Annotated in this window: 14 protein-coding genes and 1 pseudogene; 6 read left to right on the top strand and 9 right to left on the bottom strand. The window is 68.0% G+C overall.

Annotation, left to right across the window (positions count from 1 at the left end):
• Nucleotides 1–874: 874 nt before the first annotated feature.
• The 6 genes and pseudogenes from rsmG to rpmH form a co-directional block, all read right to left on the bottom strand.
• A complete protein-coding gene (gene rsmG / locus OG555_RS13175) occupies nucleotides 875–1,549 on the bottom strand; it encodes a 16S rRNA (guanine(527)-N(7))-methyltransferase RsmG (RefSeq protein ID WP_328524855.1) in 675 nt (224 codons plus the stop codon).
• 10 nt (nucleotides 1,550–1,559) lie between these two features.
• Entirely contained in the window at nucleotides 1,560–2,087 is a 528-nt protein-coding gene (locus OG555_RS13180; protein ID WP_442914499.1) for a Jag family protein, read from the bottom strand.
• 312 nt (nucleotides 2,088–2,399) lie between these two features.
• Nucleotides 2,400–3,323: pseudogene (yidC, locus tag OG555_RS13185) on the bottom strand (membrane protein insertase YidC); the annotation flags it as partial.
• A gap of 66 nt (nucleotides 3,324–3,389) precedes the next feature.
• Nucleotides 3,390–3,704: a membrane protein insertion efficiency factor YidD gene (yidD, locus tag OG555_RS13190; RefSeq protein WP_328524856.1), complete on the bottom strand. Its 315-nt coding sequence runs from the start codon at nucleotides 3,702–3,704 to the stop codon at nucleotides 3,390–3,392.
• Complete coding sequence (gene rnpA, locus OG555_RS13195) at nucleotides 3,701–4,057, bottom strand: ribonuclease P protein component (protein ID WP_329483137.1); 357 nt, start codon at nucleotides 4,055–4,057, stop codon at nucleotides 3,701–3,703. The genes yidD and rnpA overlap by 4 nt, the downstream gene beginning before the upstream one ends.
• 26 nt (nucleotides 4,058–4,083) lie before the next feature.
• Entirely contained in the window at nucleotides 4,084–4,221 is a 138-nt protein-coding gene (gene rpmH, locus OG555_RS13200; protein ID WP_130386492.1) for a 50S ribosomal protein L34, read from the bottom strand.
• Nucleotides 4,222–5,853: 1,632 nt separating this feature from the next.
• Here rpmH and dnaA point away from each other — a divergent pair.
• From dnaA to OG555_RS13230, 6 genes are all read left to right on the top strand, one after another.
• Nucleotides 5,854–7,398, top strand: coding sequence for a chromosomal replication initiator protein DnaA (dnaA, locus tag OG555_RS13205; RefSeq protein WP_329484813.1), 1,545 nt, complete (start codon nucleotides 5,854–5,856; stop codon nucleotides 7,396–7,398).
• A gap of 496 nt (nucleotides 7,399–7,894) precedes the next feature.
• A complete protein-coding gene (gene dnaN, locus OG555_RS13210) occupies nucleotides 7,895–9,040 on the top strand; it encodes a DNA polymerase III subunit beta (protein WP_329483138.1) in 1,146 nt (381 codons plus the stop codon).
• A 26-nt stretch (nucleotides 9,041–9,066) separates the two neighbouring features.
• Nucleotides 9,067–9,984, top strand: coding sequence for a phosphogluconate dehydrogenase (NAD(+)-dependent, decarboxylating) (gnd, locus tag OG555_RS13215; RefSeq protein WP_329483139.1), 918 nt, complete (start codon nucleotides 9,067–9,069; stop codon nucleotides 9,982–9,984).
• A gap of 1 nt (nucleotide 9,985) precedes the next feature.
• Nucleotides 9,986–11,125 (top strand): DNA replication/repair protein RecF, encoded by a 1,140-nt coding sequence (gene recF / locus OG555_RS13220; protein WP_329483140.1) that lies wholly within the window; start codon nucleotides 9,986–9,988, stop codon nucleotides 11,123–11,125.
• Nucleotides 11,103–11,690, top strand: coding sequence for a DUF721 domain-containing protein (locus OG555_RS13225; protein WP_329483141.1), 588 nt, complete (start codon nucleotides 11,103–11,105; stop codon nucleotides 11,688–11,690). The genes recF and OG555_RS13225 overlap by 23 nt, the downstream gene beginning before the upstream one ends.
• Nucleotides 11,691–11,756: 66 nt before the next feature.
• Complete coding sequence (locus OG555_RS13230; RefSeq protein ID WP_329483142.1) at nucleotides 11,757–13,115, top strand: hypothetical protein; 1,359 nt, start codon at nucleotides 11,757–11,759, stop codon at nucleotides 13,113–13,115.
• A 19-nt stretch (nucleotides 13,116–13,134) separates the two neighbouring features.
• Here OG555_RS13230 and OG555_RS13235 read toward each other — a convergent pair whose 3' ends face one another.
• From OG555_RS13235 to OG555_RS13245, 3 genes are read right to left on the bottom strand one after another with little or no spacing between them, the layout of a single operon-like run.
• Complete coding sequence (locus OG555_RS13235; protein ID WP_329483143.1) at nucleotides 13,135–13,695, bottom strand: hypothetical protein; 561 nt, start codon at nucleotides 13,693–13,695, stop codon at nucleotides 13,135–13,137.
• Nucleotides 13,692–14,294 carry a hypothetical protein gene (locus OG555_RS13240; protein WP_329483144.1) on the bottom strand — a complete coding sequence of 201 codons (603 nt, stop codon included), beginning with the start codon at nucleotides 14,292–14,294 and terminating at the stop codon, nucleotides 13,692–13,694. Before OG555_RS13240 ends, OG555_RS13235 begins: the two co-directional genes overlap by 4 nt.
• The gene (locus OG555_RS13245; protein ID WP_329483145.1) at nucleotides 14,291–14,926 is read right to left on the bottom strand and encodes a hypothetical protein; all 636 of its coding nucleotides are present in this window, start codon (nucleotides 14,924–14,926) and stop codon (nucleotides 14,291–14,293) included. Before OG555_RS13245 ends, OG555_RS13240 begins: the two co-directional genes overlap by 4 nt.
• Between the last annotated feature and the right edge of the window lie 261 nt (nucleotides 14,927–15,187).

The raw sequence follows: 15,187 nt of genomic DNA on the forward strand, positions 1-15,187 counted from the left end.
GGTGCGGGACTTGGCCCGAAGAGGATGTCAGTAGGGGTCGGGGCAGGTCTGCCCCCAGCTTCATCCACAGGCCTCTGTGGACGAATTCCCGTGTGCGAGGGCAGTTTCGTGCGGTCGTCATCCACAGGCCGTGGAGACTCCGCGAAGTCCTGGTCGGCGTCCACCAGTGACGCCGTTTCCCGACCCGGACCATCATCTCCCAACTCCCCCGTTTCACGTGAAACGGGGTCGGCTGCCGGCGCGAGGTCGAGACCGGCCGCGGCGATCGCCCGCAGTGCCGAGCTGTCGATCGGCCCACGGTCCTCGACCGACTCGCTCATCGCGACCGACTCGGAGACCGGCGCAGGCAGATCGATCGTGGCCCGCACGGACCCAACCATCGGAGCCGAGGCGACCGGCGCGGGGGGCGAGGCAACAGGGGTGAGGGCCGAGGCCGGCGTGGCAGCCAGGGCTGTCGATGTCGGAAGCGGGGCGGTGGGCGTAGCGGCCGGCGTGGCCGACGCGGCGGCTGGTGTCGTCGACGCGGCAGCCGGAGTGGCCGACGCGGCACCCGAGGCGGCCGGCATCGGATCGGCAGTCGCCGACGTAGGACCCGAGCTGGCCGACGTGGGAGCCACGGCAGCCGGAGTGGCGGCCGGCGCGGGAGCCGGGACGGCCGACGTCGGAGCGACGGCGGCCGAGGTCGCGGACGAGGCTGCCGGGGTGGGGGAGGTGGGGACTGGCGGCGCCGGGGCGGGGTGGGTGGCGGCGGGCGGATCTGGAGTGATCAGGCGGACGGCCGAATCCGGATCGGACGGCCAGCCGATGGCCTGGGATGTTCTCGGTTCACCGGTGCTCTTCTCGGGCCATCCGAGGGCACGACTCACCAACCCGCTCACCTCCCGCGTCTTCCGTGCCGGGATCCCCCTGCAGCACGTCCGGCCACAATACTCACGACAGTCGTCGGCTGGGCCAGTTCATCGACGCCGAGTTGGTGAATGTGCCACAGCTCGGCCCCGAGGGCCGCGAGCTCCCGTTCGGAGGAGTCCAGTTCCTCCTCCGCGGACGACCCCTTCATCGCGAGCATCAGCCCCCCTTCGACACACAGTGGCAGACACCACCGGGCCAGTTTGCCCAAGGGAGCCACGGCCCGCGAAGTCACCACGTCGTACGACGCCGGAGGAAGTTCTTCGGCCCGGGCCCGGACCACGGTCGCGTTGTCGAGCGCGAGTACGTCGACCGCCTCTTGGAGGAAGGTGGTGCGCCGGAGCAAGGGCTCGACGAGCGCGACCTCGAGGTCGGGACGAACCAGCGCGAGCACGATCCCGGGCAGACCCGCGCCAGTGCCGACATCGGCGACCGACGACTCTTCCGGGATCAGGCGCTCGAGGACGGCACAGTTCAGCAGGTGCCGGTCCCACAGCTTGGGAACCTCACGCGGGCCGATCAGCCCGCGGACCGTCCCCTGGGTCGCGAGGAGGTCGGCATAGGCCGCAAGCCGAACCGCCGCCCGTGGATACAGTTCCTCCACGAGCGGCGGCGGCGTTTCACGTGAAACGTGCTCGGTCACGAGCCCACGATCACGACGGCTGAACGACGACGCGCCGGCGGGGCTCCTCGCCCTCCGACTCACTGGTCAGGCCGGCGGCCGCGACGACGTCGTGGACCACCTTGCGCTCGAACGGCGTCATCGGGTCCAGTCGCACCGGGGTCCCGGTCGCCTTGACCTCCTCGACCGCCTTGCGCCCGACCTCTTCCAGTTCGGCCTTCCGGTTCGCCCGGTAGTTCGACACGTCCAGCATCAGCCGGGACCGCTCGCCGGTCTCCCGGTACACCGCCAGCCGGGTCAGCTCCTGCAGCGCCTCCAGCACCTTGCCGTTCTCACCGACGAGGTTGTTCAGTTCCGCGCCGACGATCGACACCGCGGCCCGATCGCCGTCGATGTCCATGTCGATGTCGCCGTCGAGGTCGGCGATGTCGAGCAACTCCTCGAGGTAGTCGGCGGCGATGTCGCTCTCCGCCTCCAGCGCCTTCAGCCGATCGTCGGCGGTGCTGGTGGTACCGGCGGACTGCTCCGCCGCCTCGCTGTTCTGCATGCCGTCGGTCACGGCCACTCCTTCACAATGTCGAGATCCGCCCCACGGGGACCCAGGTCGTTCACAAGCAGGGAGGGAACCGGCGCGCGCCGATCAGCGCGAGCCGCCGGACTTCTTCTGCGCCGCCTTCTTCTGCGCGGCCGACTTGGCCGCGGGCTGGCGCTTCGTAGCCGCACCCTTCTTGGCAGCCGGCTGCTTCTTGGCGGCACCGGCCTGAGTCTTCTTGGTCGCACCCTGCTGAGCGTTCGAGGACGTCTGTCCATTGCTCGGGGCGGTGTCCGCGTCCGACGGCGTCGTCGCGGCTCCACCGCTGGTCACGGGGCCACCCCTGCGGTCGCTGCGGGACTGCCGCTTCGGCTGCTGCCGCTGCGCCGGACGACGGTCCTGGACGGCGGTGTCCGTCGTACCGTCGGCGCCCGCGAGGCCCGCGTCGGCCGGACGGCCGGCGCGCAGGTTGTGCTCGCGCTTGCGGGCCTCCATCGCGTCGTACGCCGGGGTGCCCGGAGCCGGGTTGCGGCGGATCACGTAGAACTGCTGGCCCATCGTCCACAGGTTCGACACGAACCAGTAGATGAGCACACCGATCGGGAAGTTGAAGCCACCGATCAGGAAGAAGACCGGGAAGACGTACAGCATGATCTTCTGCATCTGCGCGGCCTGGCCGGTGAGGGCCTCCTTCGGCATGTTCTTGCGCATCAGCTGAAGCTGCGTGGTGAACATCGTCGCCGTCATCAAGATGATCAGCACGATCGCGACGGCCTTGACGTTGTTCGCGCCCGGGCCGCTCGCCTTCAGGAAGCTCTGCGAGATCTCCGCGCCGAAGATCTTCGCGTGCTGCAGCGAGAAGACCAACGGCTGCATGATCGCGCTGTGCGCCTTGCCGTTGGCCGCATAGTCGAGCACCCGGAACAGGGCCAGGAAGATCGGCGACTGCAGCAGCAGCGGCAAGCACGAGGAGAACGGGTTGGTGCCCGTCTCCTTGTACAGCTTCATCATTTCCTGACCGAGCTTCTCCCGGTCATGGCCGTACTTCTTCTGCAGCTCCTTCATCTGAGGCTGCAGCAGCTGCATGTTCCGGCTGGAGCGGATCTGCCGGACGAACAGCGGGATCAGCAGGGTCCGGATCACCACGGTGAGGCCGGCGATGGACAGCGCCCAGGCCCAGCCGCCGTTCGGATCGAGCACCTGGCTCCACAGCCAGTGCCAGCCGACGAGCAGGGCCGACACGGCCCAGTACAGCGGCGTCATGATGGTGTTGAACAGGTCTATGATCCCGTCCCACACCGCGAGCCCGGGGATGGCCAGAAGAGTCACTCATGCACCTCGCTGCACAGGCCCGCCGTCGGCTGACGGTCCGGGCTGGTTGGCGGAGATCGAGTCTCCGCGCTGGTCGACATCTGTGGGTGGAACGGGGTCGTAGCCGCCGGGGTTCCACGGGTGGCAGCGGGCGAGTCTCTTCGCCGCCAGCCAGCTACCGCGCACCGCACCGTGGCGCTCGACCGCCTCCAAGGCGTACGCCGAACAACTCGGGTAGAACCTGCACACCTGCCCGTACATCGGGCTGATGATCAGCCGGTACAACTTCAGGAAACCGATGATCCCGCTCTTCACGGGATTGAACCGCATCATGGTGTCAGCAACCGCTTCAGCGCACCGTCGACATCCGCCGCCAGCTCGTCGTACGACGCGGCGCCGGACGACGGGAGTGCGCGGACGACGGTGAGGCTGCCGGCCGGCAGCTCGGGGAGCCGAGTCGCCAGGACAGCACGCAGGCGGCGGTGGACCCGGTTCCGCAGAACCGCGTTGCCCACCGCCTTGTTCACCACGAATCCAACGCGAGCGGGCTCGGCCGTGGCGTCGTCCGCCCGGCCGTCCCGCACCAGAAGATGGAGCACCACCGCGCGCCGGCCCGCGCGCCGTCCAGAACGAACGGCGCGGCGGAAGTCGTCGGACCGGCGGAGCCGATTCGACGCGGGCAACACGAGGTGGTCACCGTCGAGGAGGTCGCTCAGGCCGCGAGGCGCTGGCGGCCCTTGCCACGGCGGGCGGCGATGATGGCGCGACCCGCACGGGTCCGCATGCGAAGACGGAAGCCGTGCTTCTTGTGCCGGCGCCGGTTGTTCGGCTGGAACGTCCGCTTGCTCACTGGAATGACTCCGGTTACTCGAGATCACAAAATTGTCGACAAATCCATGGATAGATCTGCCGCTGGTGCAAGTCCTGCACACCACTCAAGAACCAGGGTGGTCCAGCAGGGAGCGCAGCACGAAACGGCCGGCTCAACACCGACTGATCCACGGTACGTGGCCGCCTGTGGACAGGTCAAACCAGCCATCCCCAGAGTTGTCCACAGACCTGTGGACAGAATAGTGGGTGGGTGGTTGGTCGAGTGGACGACCCAGGATCGTCACTGTCCGATCCGATTCGCCACCGTCAGCGATCACTGACCACGACTACGCTCCGGCGTCTAGCCGACACGCCGGAGGTTGCCCCCAATTTGTGCTTCATAGCCTGTGGATGACGGCTTGAAGCAGCCTGGGCGGACTTGTTAGCGTCAGCCCCTCACACCAGATGTCCCACACCCCGCGATCGGTAACCAACCTGCTCCACGCGTCGTTCACAGTTGTGGACAACCGTGTGGACAGTGCGGCGATCGGACTGCGGAAACCAGCAACCGCGCTGAGCCGAACAGCACCACGACTCACCGGCCGCACGGTGTCGGGTCGAATGGTCGCGCCGCCCGGGTCCCCCCGGAACGCGCCGGCCACCGCAGCGATGAATCGGGGAGCAACGCGTGGTCGAGGACCATTCCGCCAGTGCGGACGAGACACCGGCGGAATACACACCGGCGCACTACATCAGGCCCGACCGCATCGGGTCGCAGTACGAGGGCGACGGCGGCCAGGACCTCCGACCCGAACCGGCCGCGGACTTCCGCACCGAGGTGACCCCGACCGAATTCCGGTCCGAGCCGCATCCCGCGGACTTCCGCACCGAGCTCACGGACATCCGCGCTGAACCCACCCCCGCGGACTTCCGGGCCGAACCCAACCCCCCGGACTTCCGGGCCGAACCCAACCCCGGGAACTTCCGCGCCGAGCCCCTCTCCGCCGACTTCCGCGCCGAGCCTCTCCCCGCCGACTTCCGCGCCGAGCCCCTTCCGACCGACTTCCGGGGTGAGATCGTCCCGCCGGAGTTCCGGCCCGACGTCGCTCCGGCCGCCGAGCCCGCGCCGCGGATGGATCCCGGCGACCACCTCAGCCCCTCTCTCCCGATCCCGATGCCCGAGCCACCGCAGTCCGGCTACCGGCCGACGGCTCCTCCGCAGTACGACGGCTACCGCTACCGCTCCGACCTGGAGCGCGCAGCGACAGATCTTCCGACCGGCCCGGTGACCGAGCCCTCCGCAGGTACGGCGTACTTCGGTAGCGCACCCGCGGTCGGCAACCTGGGCTACCCCGACTCGAACAGCAATGCCTGGAGTGGTGAGCGGAACGCCGCTGGGGGTACCGGCAGCGGCGACACAGCAGGGCCGGCGCGGAACGAGGGTGATGCACGTGCGGACGGTGACGGCAGAGGACCTGAGCCTCGGATGCCCAAGACACGGGCGGCCGAGCAACCACCGGCGGAGCCCCGCCGAATCGAGACCCGGCCCATCGAGACCCGGCCCATCGATCCCCAGCCGGTCGAGCAACGGCCTGTCGAGACGCGGGCCGTTGAGCCCCGTCCCGTCGAGCCTCGTCCCGTCGAGCCACAGCCGGAAGCCGCGGCACCCGTGATGGACCTCGGCGAAGCCTGGGCCCGGGTGCTCGCGGGCCTCCCGCCGAACCAGCGGGCCTGGTTGACGAACTCGCGGCCGGTGACGCTGCACGAGAGTACGGCGATCGTGGCCGTGCCGGACGACTTCACCCGCGGCCAGCTCGAGACCCGGCTGCGACCTGACCTCGAGCGGATCCTGACCGAGAGCTTCGGTCGTGACATCCGGATCGCGGTGACCGTCGACCCGACGCTCGACCCGGAGCTGCGCGAACCACAGTCGCCGCCGCAGCCCGCCGTACGCGAACCGCTGCGGACCGACGGCGCGTTCCAGCCGACGATCCAGTCCGCGCTGACCGACCCGGCGCCCGGAGCGCAGTTCGGTCAGCCGCGGCAGGAGCAGCGCTACGAACAGCCCGCCCGTCAGCACTACGACCAGCCGGCTCAGCAGTCCCAGCAGCCGTTCGGCTCGGTCGCACCGCTGCCGAACGGCTCCGCTCCGATCCAGCCGGCCACCGAGGCACAGGGTGAAGCCCGGCTGAATCCGAAGTACACCTTCGAGACCTTCGTCATCGGCAGCTCGAACCGGTTCGCGCACGCGGCCGCGGTCGCCGTCGCCGAGGCACCGGGTAAGGCGTACAACCCGCAGCTGATCTACGGCGACTCCGGTCTCGGCAAGACCCACCTGCTGCACGCGATCGGCCACTACGTCCGCAGTCTCTACACCGGGGCGCGGGTCCGGTACGTGTCCAGCGAAGAGTTCACCAACGACTTCATCAACGCGATCCGCGACGACAAGGCGTCCCAGTTCCAGCGCCGGTACCGCGATGTCGACGTCCTGCTGATCGACGACATCCAGTTCCTCGAGGGCAAGATCCAGACCCAGGAGGAGTTCTTCCACACCTTCAACACCCTCCACAACGCGAACAAGCAGATCGTGATCAGCTCCGACCGGGCGCCGAAACGCCTGGAGGCGCTGGAGGATCGGCTGCGGAACCGGTTCGAGTGGGGACTGATCACCGACATCCAGCCGCCCGACCTGGAGACCCGGATCGCGATCCTGCGGAAGAAGGCGGCCACCGAGCGGCTGACGGCGCCGCCGGAGGTGCTGGAGTTCATCGCGTCGAAGGTGCAGACGAACATCCGTGAGCTCGAGGGCGCACTGATCCGCGTCACCGCGTTCGCCAGCCTGAACCGGCAGCCGGTCGATCTGAGTCTGGCCGAGATCGTGCTGAAGGACCTGATTCCCGAAGGCAGCAAGCCCGAAGTGACCGCCAGCATGATCATGGGCCAGACCGCTTCGTACTTCGGTCTGTCGATCGACGACCTCTGCGGATCCAGCCGGAGCCGGGTGCTGGTGACGGCTCGGCAGATCGCGATGTACCTGTGCCGCGAGCTCACCGATCTGTCGTTGCCGAAGATCGGCCAGCAGTTCGGCGGCCGGGACCATACGACTGTGATGCACGCCGAACGGAAGATCCGGCAGCTGATGTCCGAGCGGCGCAGCGTCTTCAATCAGGTCACCGAACTGACCAACCGGATCAAGCACCAGGCCAAGCAGCAATGAGCAACGGTGACCGCGTCGAAGCCACGGACGCCGAGCGCTACAACGCGGTCACCGGAACCACACAGGGTGGGGATACACCTGTGGATAACTGTGGGTATCACCGTGGATACATCGCTGTGTGCTGTGGATTCGCTGTGGGGAGAGAATCCGTCGTACCCAGCCGTCCTCAGCACGACCGAGATTCGTCCACATGCCGTGCACAGGGCGATTCGGTACCTGACCTGCGAAGTCGGCGCTTTTCCACAGTATCCACCGGTGCTAAGAACCCTATGGAATCTGTAGAGAGTTCCCAGTCCACAAAACGATCGAGCCGCGCTTCCTGGGGAAAACCCCGGTCTCGCGCCGGGTTGAACGACCTGTCAGGCTGTCCTCAACAGCACCCGAACGACGCCGACGCGACCCGCCCGAAGCGCCACGTCACGCCCGATTGGCGCAGAGCACACTTGTCCGTGGCAGGATCTGCCTGGCACACAGCCGAATCAGGAGGCACCCAGCGGTGAAGTTTCGCGTCGAGCGCGACGTACTGGCCGAGTCGGTGGCCTGGGCCGCGCGTAGCTTGCCCAGTCGTCCCAGCGTCCCGATCCTTGCCGGCCTTCTGGTCGAGGCCGAGGACGGGCAGATCACCCTGTCCGGCTTCGACTACGAGACCTCGGTCCGGGTCACCGTGCCCGCTCAGGTGGCCGACTCCGGCAAGTGCCTGATCTCCGGCCGGCTGATGGCCGACATCTCCAAGAGCCTGCCGAACCAGCCCGTGGACATCGCGCTGGACGGCGCCAAGGCCCAAGTGACCTGCGGCAGTTCGCGGTTCACGCTCCAAACGCTTCCCACCGAGGAATACCCGGCGCTGCCGGAGCTCCCGGCGGCGAGCGGCACGGTCAAGGCGGACGTGTTCGCCCAGGCGGTCGGCCAGGTGGTGACCGCGGCTGGTCGCGAAGACACGCTGCCGGTGCTGACCGGCGTCCGGGTCGAGATCGAGGGATCCACGATCTCGCTGCTCGCCACCGACCGCTACCGGCTCGCCATCCGCGAGCTCGAGTGGAACCCGCAGTCCCCCGACGCGTCCGCGGCCGCGCTGGTGCCGGCCCGGGTGCTGTCCGAGACCGCGAAGGCGATGACCGGATCGGACGTGATCGTCTCGCTGGCCGCGCCCGGCACCGGTGACGGCATCGTCGGCTTCGAGGGCGAGGTGTCCGGCGGCAACCGGCGCGCCACCACCCGGCTGCTGGACGGCGAGTTCCCGAAGGTCCGCGGCATCATCCCGACCGACGCCGCGATCGCGACCCGGGTGCGGATCGACACCGCGACCCTCGTTGAGGCCGTCAAGCGGGTTGCCTTGGTCGCGGAGCGCAACGCGCCGGTCCGGCTGACCTTCGCCGAGGACAGCGTGACGCTCGACGCCGGCAGTGGTGATGAGGCGCAGGCCTCGGAGTCGATCGAGGCGCGGGTCGCCGGTGATCCGGTGACCGTAGGCTTCAACCCGACGTACCTGCTCGACGGGCTGAACGCGATCGGTACGCCGGTCGCGCACCTGGCCTTCACGCAGGCGACGAAGCCGGCCGAACTGACCGGTGTGCGGGACTTCGACGGCGAACCGATCACCGAGTTCCGGTACGTGCTGATGCCGGTCCGCCTGAACAGCTGAACGCCAACAGAACAAGGGGATTCACGATGGAGCTCGGCCTTGTCGGTCTCGGCAAGATGGGCGGCAACATGCGCCAGCGGATCCGCAACGCCGGCCATACTGTGGTCGGCTTCGATCACAATCCGGACATCTCCGACGCCGGCAATCTCGCCGACATGGTCGGCAAACTCACCGCCCCCGACCAGCCGAGGGTGGTCTGGGTGATGGTTCCGGTGCAGGCCATCGACCCGGTCGTCACCGAACTGGCGGACCTGCTCTCCCCCGGCGACATCGTGATCGACGGCGGCAACAGCCGCTGGACCGACGACACCCGCCGGGCCGCGCAGCTCGCCGAGAAGGACATCCGCTTCGTCGACTGCGGTGTGTCCGGCGGCGTCTGGGGCCTGGAGAACGGGTACGCCCTGATGTGCGGCGGCGACAAGGACACCGTCGCGACCGTGATGCCGATCTTCGAAGCTCTGAAGCCCGAGGGCGAGTTCGGTTTCGTGCACGCCGGCAAGGTGGGCGCCGGGCACTTCACCAAGATGGTCCACAACGGCATCGAGTACGGCATCATGCAGGCGTACGCCGAGGGCTTCGAGCTGCTCGAGGCCGCGGAGATCGTGGACAACGTGCCGGCCGCGTTCGACTCGTGGCGCGAGGGCACCGTGATCCGGTCCTGGCTGCTCGACCTGATGGTGATCGCGCTCAAGGACGACACCCACCTGGACAAGATCCGCGGGTACGCCGACGACTCCGGCGAGGGCCGGTGGACCGTCGAGGCCGCGATCGACAACGCCGTACCGGTGCCGGCCATCGCGGCGGCGCTGTTCGCGCGCTTCGCGTCCCGGCAGGAGGACTCGCCGGCGATGAAGGCGATCGCCGCGATGCGCAACCAGTTCGGCGGCCACGCGGTGAAGGGTGCCGAGGACCCGTCGTACGCGACACCCCCGATCAAGCACTGAGGTGTATGTCACCGCCCTGGGTCTGCTCGACTTCCGGTCCTATCAGCAGGCGGAGGTCCAGCTCACTCCGGGCGTGACGTCCTTCGTCGGACCGAACGGCCACGGCAAGACCAACCTGGTCGAGGCGATCCACTACACCGCGACCCTCGGCTCGCACCGGGTGGCGAACGACGCACCGCTGGTGCGGGCCGGCGCCACCCGCGCGATCGTACGGACCGAGATCCACAGCCAGTACGACCGCGACGTGGTCGTCGAGCTGGAAATCAATCCTGGGAGGGCAAATCGGGCCCGGGTGAACCGTTCGCCGGTGCCGCGGCCGCGGGACGTGCTCGGATTGCTCCGCACGGTGCTGTTCGCGCCGGAGGATCTGGCACTCGTGAAGGGCGATCCGTCCGAGCGGCGCCGGTTCCTGGACGAGTTGCTGACCCTGCGGTCGCCGCGGATGGCCGGCGTACGGCAGGACTACGACCGGGTGCTGAAGCAGCGGAACTCGCTGTTGCGGAGTGCGTCGATGGCGCGCCGGCAGAACCGGTCGAGCGCCGCCGAGGGACAGTTGCGCACGCTGGAGGTGTGGGACTCGCACCTCGCCCGCGCCGGCTCGGATCTCCTCGCGACGCGGCTCGAGTTGCTGGAATCCCTGCGCCCGCTGGTTTCCGGCGCGTACGACGCTGTTGCCCGAGGCAAGGGTGATGCGCGGCTGGAGTACAAGTCGTCGGTCGTGCTCGAGCCCGGTGTGACGTCGCGGGAGCAGTTGAGCGAGGTGCTGCTGGCGGCGGTGCACGAGAAGCGGCCGGACGAGCTCGACCGGGGTGTGTCGCTGGTCGGCCCGCATCGCGACGACGTCGTACTCGGGCTTGGGGACTTGCCTGCGAAGGGGTATGCGAGTCACGGTGAGTCGTGGTCGTTCGCGCTCGCGCTGCGGCTGGCGTCGTACGAACTGCTGAGAGCGGACGGGGGTGAGCCGGTGCTGATCCTGGACGACGTGTTCGCCGAGCTCGACTCGCAGCGCCGGGACCGCCTGGCCGAGCTGGTCGCGCCCGCCGAGCAGGTGCTGGTGACCGCGGCGGTCGGCGCGGATGTGCCCGCTGAGCTCAGCGGAGCCCGGTTCGACGTCGGTGATGGGTCCGTTCGCCGTGTCTGAACCCCGGAATTCCTCTGAGAGCGGCTTCGAGAGCGAGCCCGCTCCGGAACCGCCGGGCGAAACGGAGCACGACAAACAGGGACTGGACCTGGCGAAATCGCTCGCCGGGCGGCTGAAGGCGGCCAACGGCGGGATCAAGCCGGTCAAGCGGACGCGCCGGCGACCGCGTGTCGACGGCGCCCAGATCAGTAGCGCCCGCCCCGACGACCGGGACCCGCAGAAACTGACCAACACGCTTGGCCGGCTGATGCGCGACCAGGGCTGGGAAGTCGACGTCGCCGTCCACGGCGTGATGGCGCGCTGGCCGTCGATCGTCGGCCCCGAGATGGCCGAACATTGCACGCCCGAGTCCTACCAGGACACCGAACTCACCGTGCGTACGTCGTCCACCGCCTGGGCCACCCAGCTCAAGCTGCTCGCCCCCGATCTGGTCCGCCGCCTGAATGCCGAACTCGGCGACGGCACGGTCACCCGCGTCAACGTCCAAGGTCCCCACACCCCCAGCTGGCGCAAGGGCCCCCGCACCGTCCGCGGCGGCCGAGGCCCCCGCGACACCTACGGCTGAGCAACCGGCCCCAACTGTGAGACCGACCGGTCAGGCGACCCCGATGGTCCCCTAGGATCGGGCGCGATGCGCACGATCGTCGATGGTTTTCGCGAGATGGTCCACCTGATCGGAGACACTTTCCGGCTCTGGTGGCGGAACCTCGTGCCGTTGGCGACCTGGTTCCTGGCCGGCTACATCGGCTTCAAGGCCTGCACCGAGGGTGCGATCTGGCTGTCCGAGCACTCCCACGGCAGCATCGGCGTTGGGCTCTTCTCAGCCGGTGTGCTGATGCAGATCGCGGCGTACGTCGGCATGATCCGGACCTGTGCGACGTCGCTCTACCGCTGGCGGGACGCGGCCGGCAACCAGGCCGAGGAGACGTCCGACCCGACCCAGCGGGGTCTGCTGGAGTTGCTCGCCGTCACGCTGCTTCCGCTGGTCGCAGTGTGGTCGGCCTGGGGCTTCCTGGAAACTCAGGTTTCCGAGCTCAACGTCAGCAACCTGGTCCAGCGCGGACTGCAGCCCGGGTCGGAGTTCTTCCAGCTGTCCGACGGCCGGTGGCACAAGTACCTGCCGGCGATCGTGATCCTGCTGGTGCTGCGCCGGGTGTTCGAAGCGGTCGACGACCGCTGGCCGAGCCGGCCGGTGAAGTTCGCCCAGGTCTGGGCGGAGTCGTTCTTCCTGCTGATCACCGTCGTCGTGACGCCGTTCGCGATCCAGGAGGGCAAGGACTGGTTCGAGGTCCGCAGCTTCTGGTATTGGTCGCTGGGCTGGTGGGACGGACTGACGGACTTCTTCGCCAGCATCCACATCCCGGTCCCCGCCGGTATCGAGTTCCTCTGGGGCTTTTTCTGGGAGAACCTCTGGCCGTTGTTCAAGCTCGGTGTCGCCGAGCCGCTGACCTGGCTGGCCATCACCACCGTCGTCTTCGGCCACCGCGTGCTGTCCAGCGGCGGCGTCTTCCGGGGCACCCGGGTGGAGCGCCGGTTCGGAGATCAGCTCGAGGCCGAGGCGCCGAAGCAGAACAGGATCGTCGCGCTCACCAACAAGGCCCCGAACCTCCTGCTCGGCGGCTTCCGGGAGAAGTTCTACCCGACGCTGAACGCTTTCCGGCTGCTGGTCCGGGTCGGCCCGGTGTTCCTCGGCGTGGTCTGCATGGTGTACACGTTCTGGCTGCTCGGTGACGACTGGCTGTTCTACGGACTGAGCCGCCTGATCGGGGACCACGGTGAGCGCTGGGGCCTGATGAACGCCGAGATCGCCCGGCTGATCGGGGACGTCGTGTTCCAGACGCTGCGGATCGCGTTGCTGGCGGCGGCCTTCGACCTCTGCATCTCGGTCGGCATCGAGCGCAAGACCGAGGCCGCCGCGGCGGCCAAGGCCAAGGTCGATGCCGAGGCCAAGCCCGAGGCCAAGCCCGAGGCTGAGGTCGCCACGGTGTAGAGCAGGCTGCGGGGCCTGGTCAGGGAGTGATGAGGAAGCGACGGTTCTCGTCGTTGAACTCGACCTGGATACCGGTCAGGTGCGGTACGGCGGACGCGGGAACGACGTACACCTGGGCGATCTTGCCGGGTTTGTTGCGCGTCCACGGGTGGTCGGTATCACCGCAGTACGTCGGCAGCGGATAGCCGTAGGGTTGCTGCCCCTGCCAGACGTTGCCGCGATCGTCGCGCAGGTCCGCCTCGCAGTGGAAGCCCTTGTCCTTCATGTAGAGACCGTCGAGCGGCGTCAGTGTCACGGTCGCGACGAGGATCACCGAACCGGCCGGTCCCATCGAGTCGATCTCCTCGCCTTCGTCGTCGACCAGTCGCGTGTACGCCTGCAGCGAGTCCAGCTTCCACTCGACGTGATCGATGGTCACCGGTCCGCCGGCCTTGACGACATCGGTGATCGCACCGTCCTTGTAGACCTGCTCCGGGTCGTCCAGATAGGTCCGCGTCACCATGTAGCCGCTGGTGGACACCAGAGCCAGCAGCAGAGAGATCTGCGCGGTCACCCGGCCCGCCCGGGTGGCGATTCTCATTGGGCAACCCGCTCAACCGAGTTCGGGATCACGTATTGCTCCGCGGCGCCGTCGACGAGCTGCTGGGCGACGGTTTCGCTCGGGATGCCGAGGTCGACGTCGATCGCGTGCGCCAGCACGTTGTAGAACTGGCTCGGCCGGAGCTTCAGCGTGAGTCCCTTCAGATCGACCGGGTTGACCTCGAACACGACGGCGCCCGTCTGCCCGAACCCGGCGGCCGCGAAGTCGATGCCGTTTCCGGTCGTTTCGCCCACCGGCTTGTAGACCGTGCCACCATCGGCCTCCATCGTCACGTTCAGAGTGGTCGGATTCTGCGTACCGCGAACCGTGTCCCACTCGAGCGCGACGTACATGCCGTTGGTCTCGATCGGCTTGTCGTCATCGCCGGCGCTGCTCGGCAGGTACGACTTGGCGAACTTCATCCGGGTTACCTCGATGGTCGAGTCGCCGTACTCGAGCTTCGAGCCGACCGTGCCGTGCTCGATGATCAGGTTGTCCTCGTCGTTGTAGACCTGGTCCGGCACGGCCAGCCGGGTGAGCCCGCCGAGCAGGACGAAGAGGACGCCCACCAGCACGGTGGCCGGGCGATAGAGCTTCACTTGTCCTCCCCGTCGTCGATGACGACCGTCGGCTTGAGCTGGACAACGGCGTCCGCGGTCTCGTTGTGCCAGTACGGCGTGTCATTCGCACCGAGCACGGAGGGGTCCGACTCATAGCGCTCGCCGAGGACCCCGACTTCGATCATGTCCGCGCTGAAGTCGGCGGGGATGTCGAACTTGGTGAAACAGCTCTCCGGCGGCAGCCCGTAGACCAGCTCCCACCCGAGGATGCCGCGGCAGTCGGCGCCGTTGGAGTGCACCAGGTCCTTGCCGGGGCCGGGGATCAGCCGGAGCAGGTCGCCGTCCACGTTATGGCTCGTGAACTCCTCGGTGTCGACGTTCTTCACGTCGAAGTAGACCTTCAGCTCCGCCTTCGCCTCGTCGTACTTCGTCTTCGGCGTCCGGACGATCTCCGCTTTGGTGAAGTTGTATTCGTACCGGCCCGAGGTCAGCGTCGCCGGCGCGGTCAGAGTCGGGACCTTACGTCCGTGCTTCTCCTTCCAGCCGCCGGTGAAGAGGACGACCACCGCGAGGATGACGACGATCGCGATCGCGATCAGCCATTTGCGCCGGTGCCGGTGAATCACCCGGTCGGCGATCATGGCGTCGATGACGTCGTCGAGACTTTCCACGGCAGCGATCCTAAAGGCCCGTGGGTGCGCGGCGACCCCGCTCGTCCACCTGGTCGTGAGCGGTCTGGACCGGTCGGCGTCGTCTCGGTCTCCAGACCGTCAGTGGTGAAGACCCCGGAGGCCACTGAGCGGCCGTGAGCGCTTTCAGGCCCCCCATGCGTGAGTGGGGACATGGCGAGGAGGGAGAAAAGACGCCCTGTCCACAGTTTCAGGCGGCTGGTGGCCGGTTCTGCTTCGGTCGACAGGTAAGATGGACGGTGT

Origin of the sequence: Kribbella sp. NBC_01484 (assembly GCF_036227145.1) — a bacterium.
Classification (GTDB): Bacteria; Actinomycetota; Actinomycetes; order Propionibacteriales; family Kribbellaceae; genus Kribbella.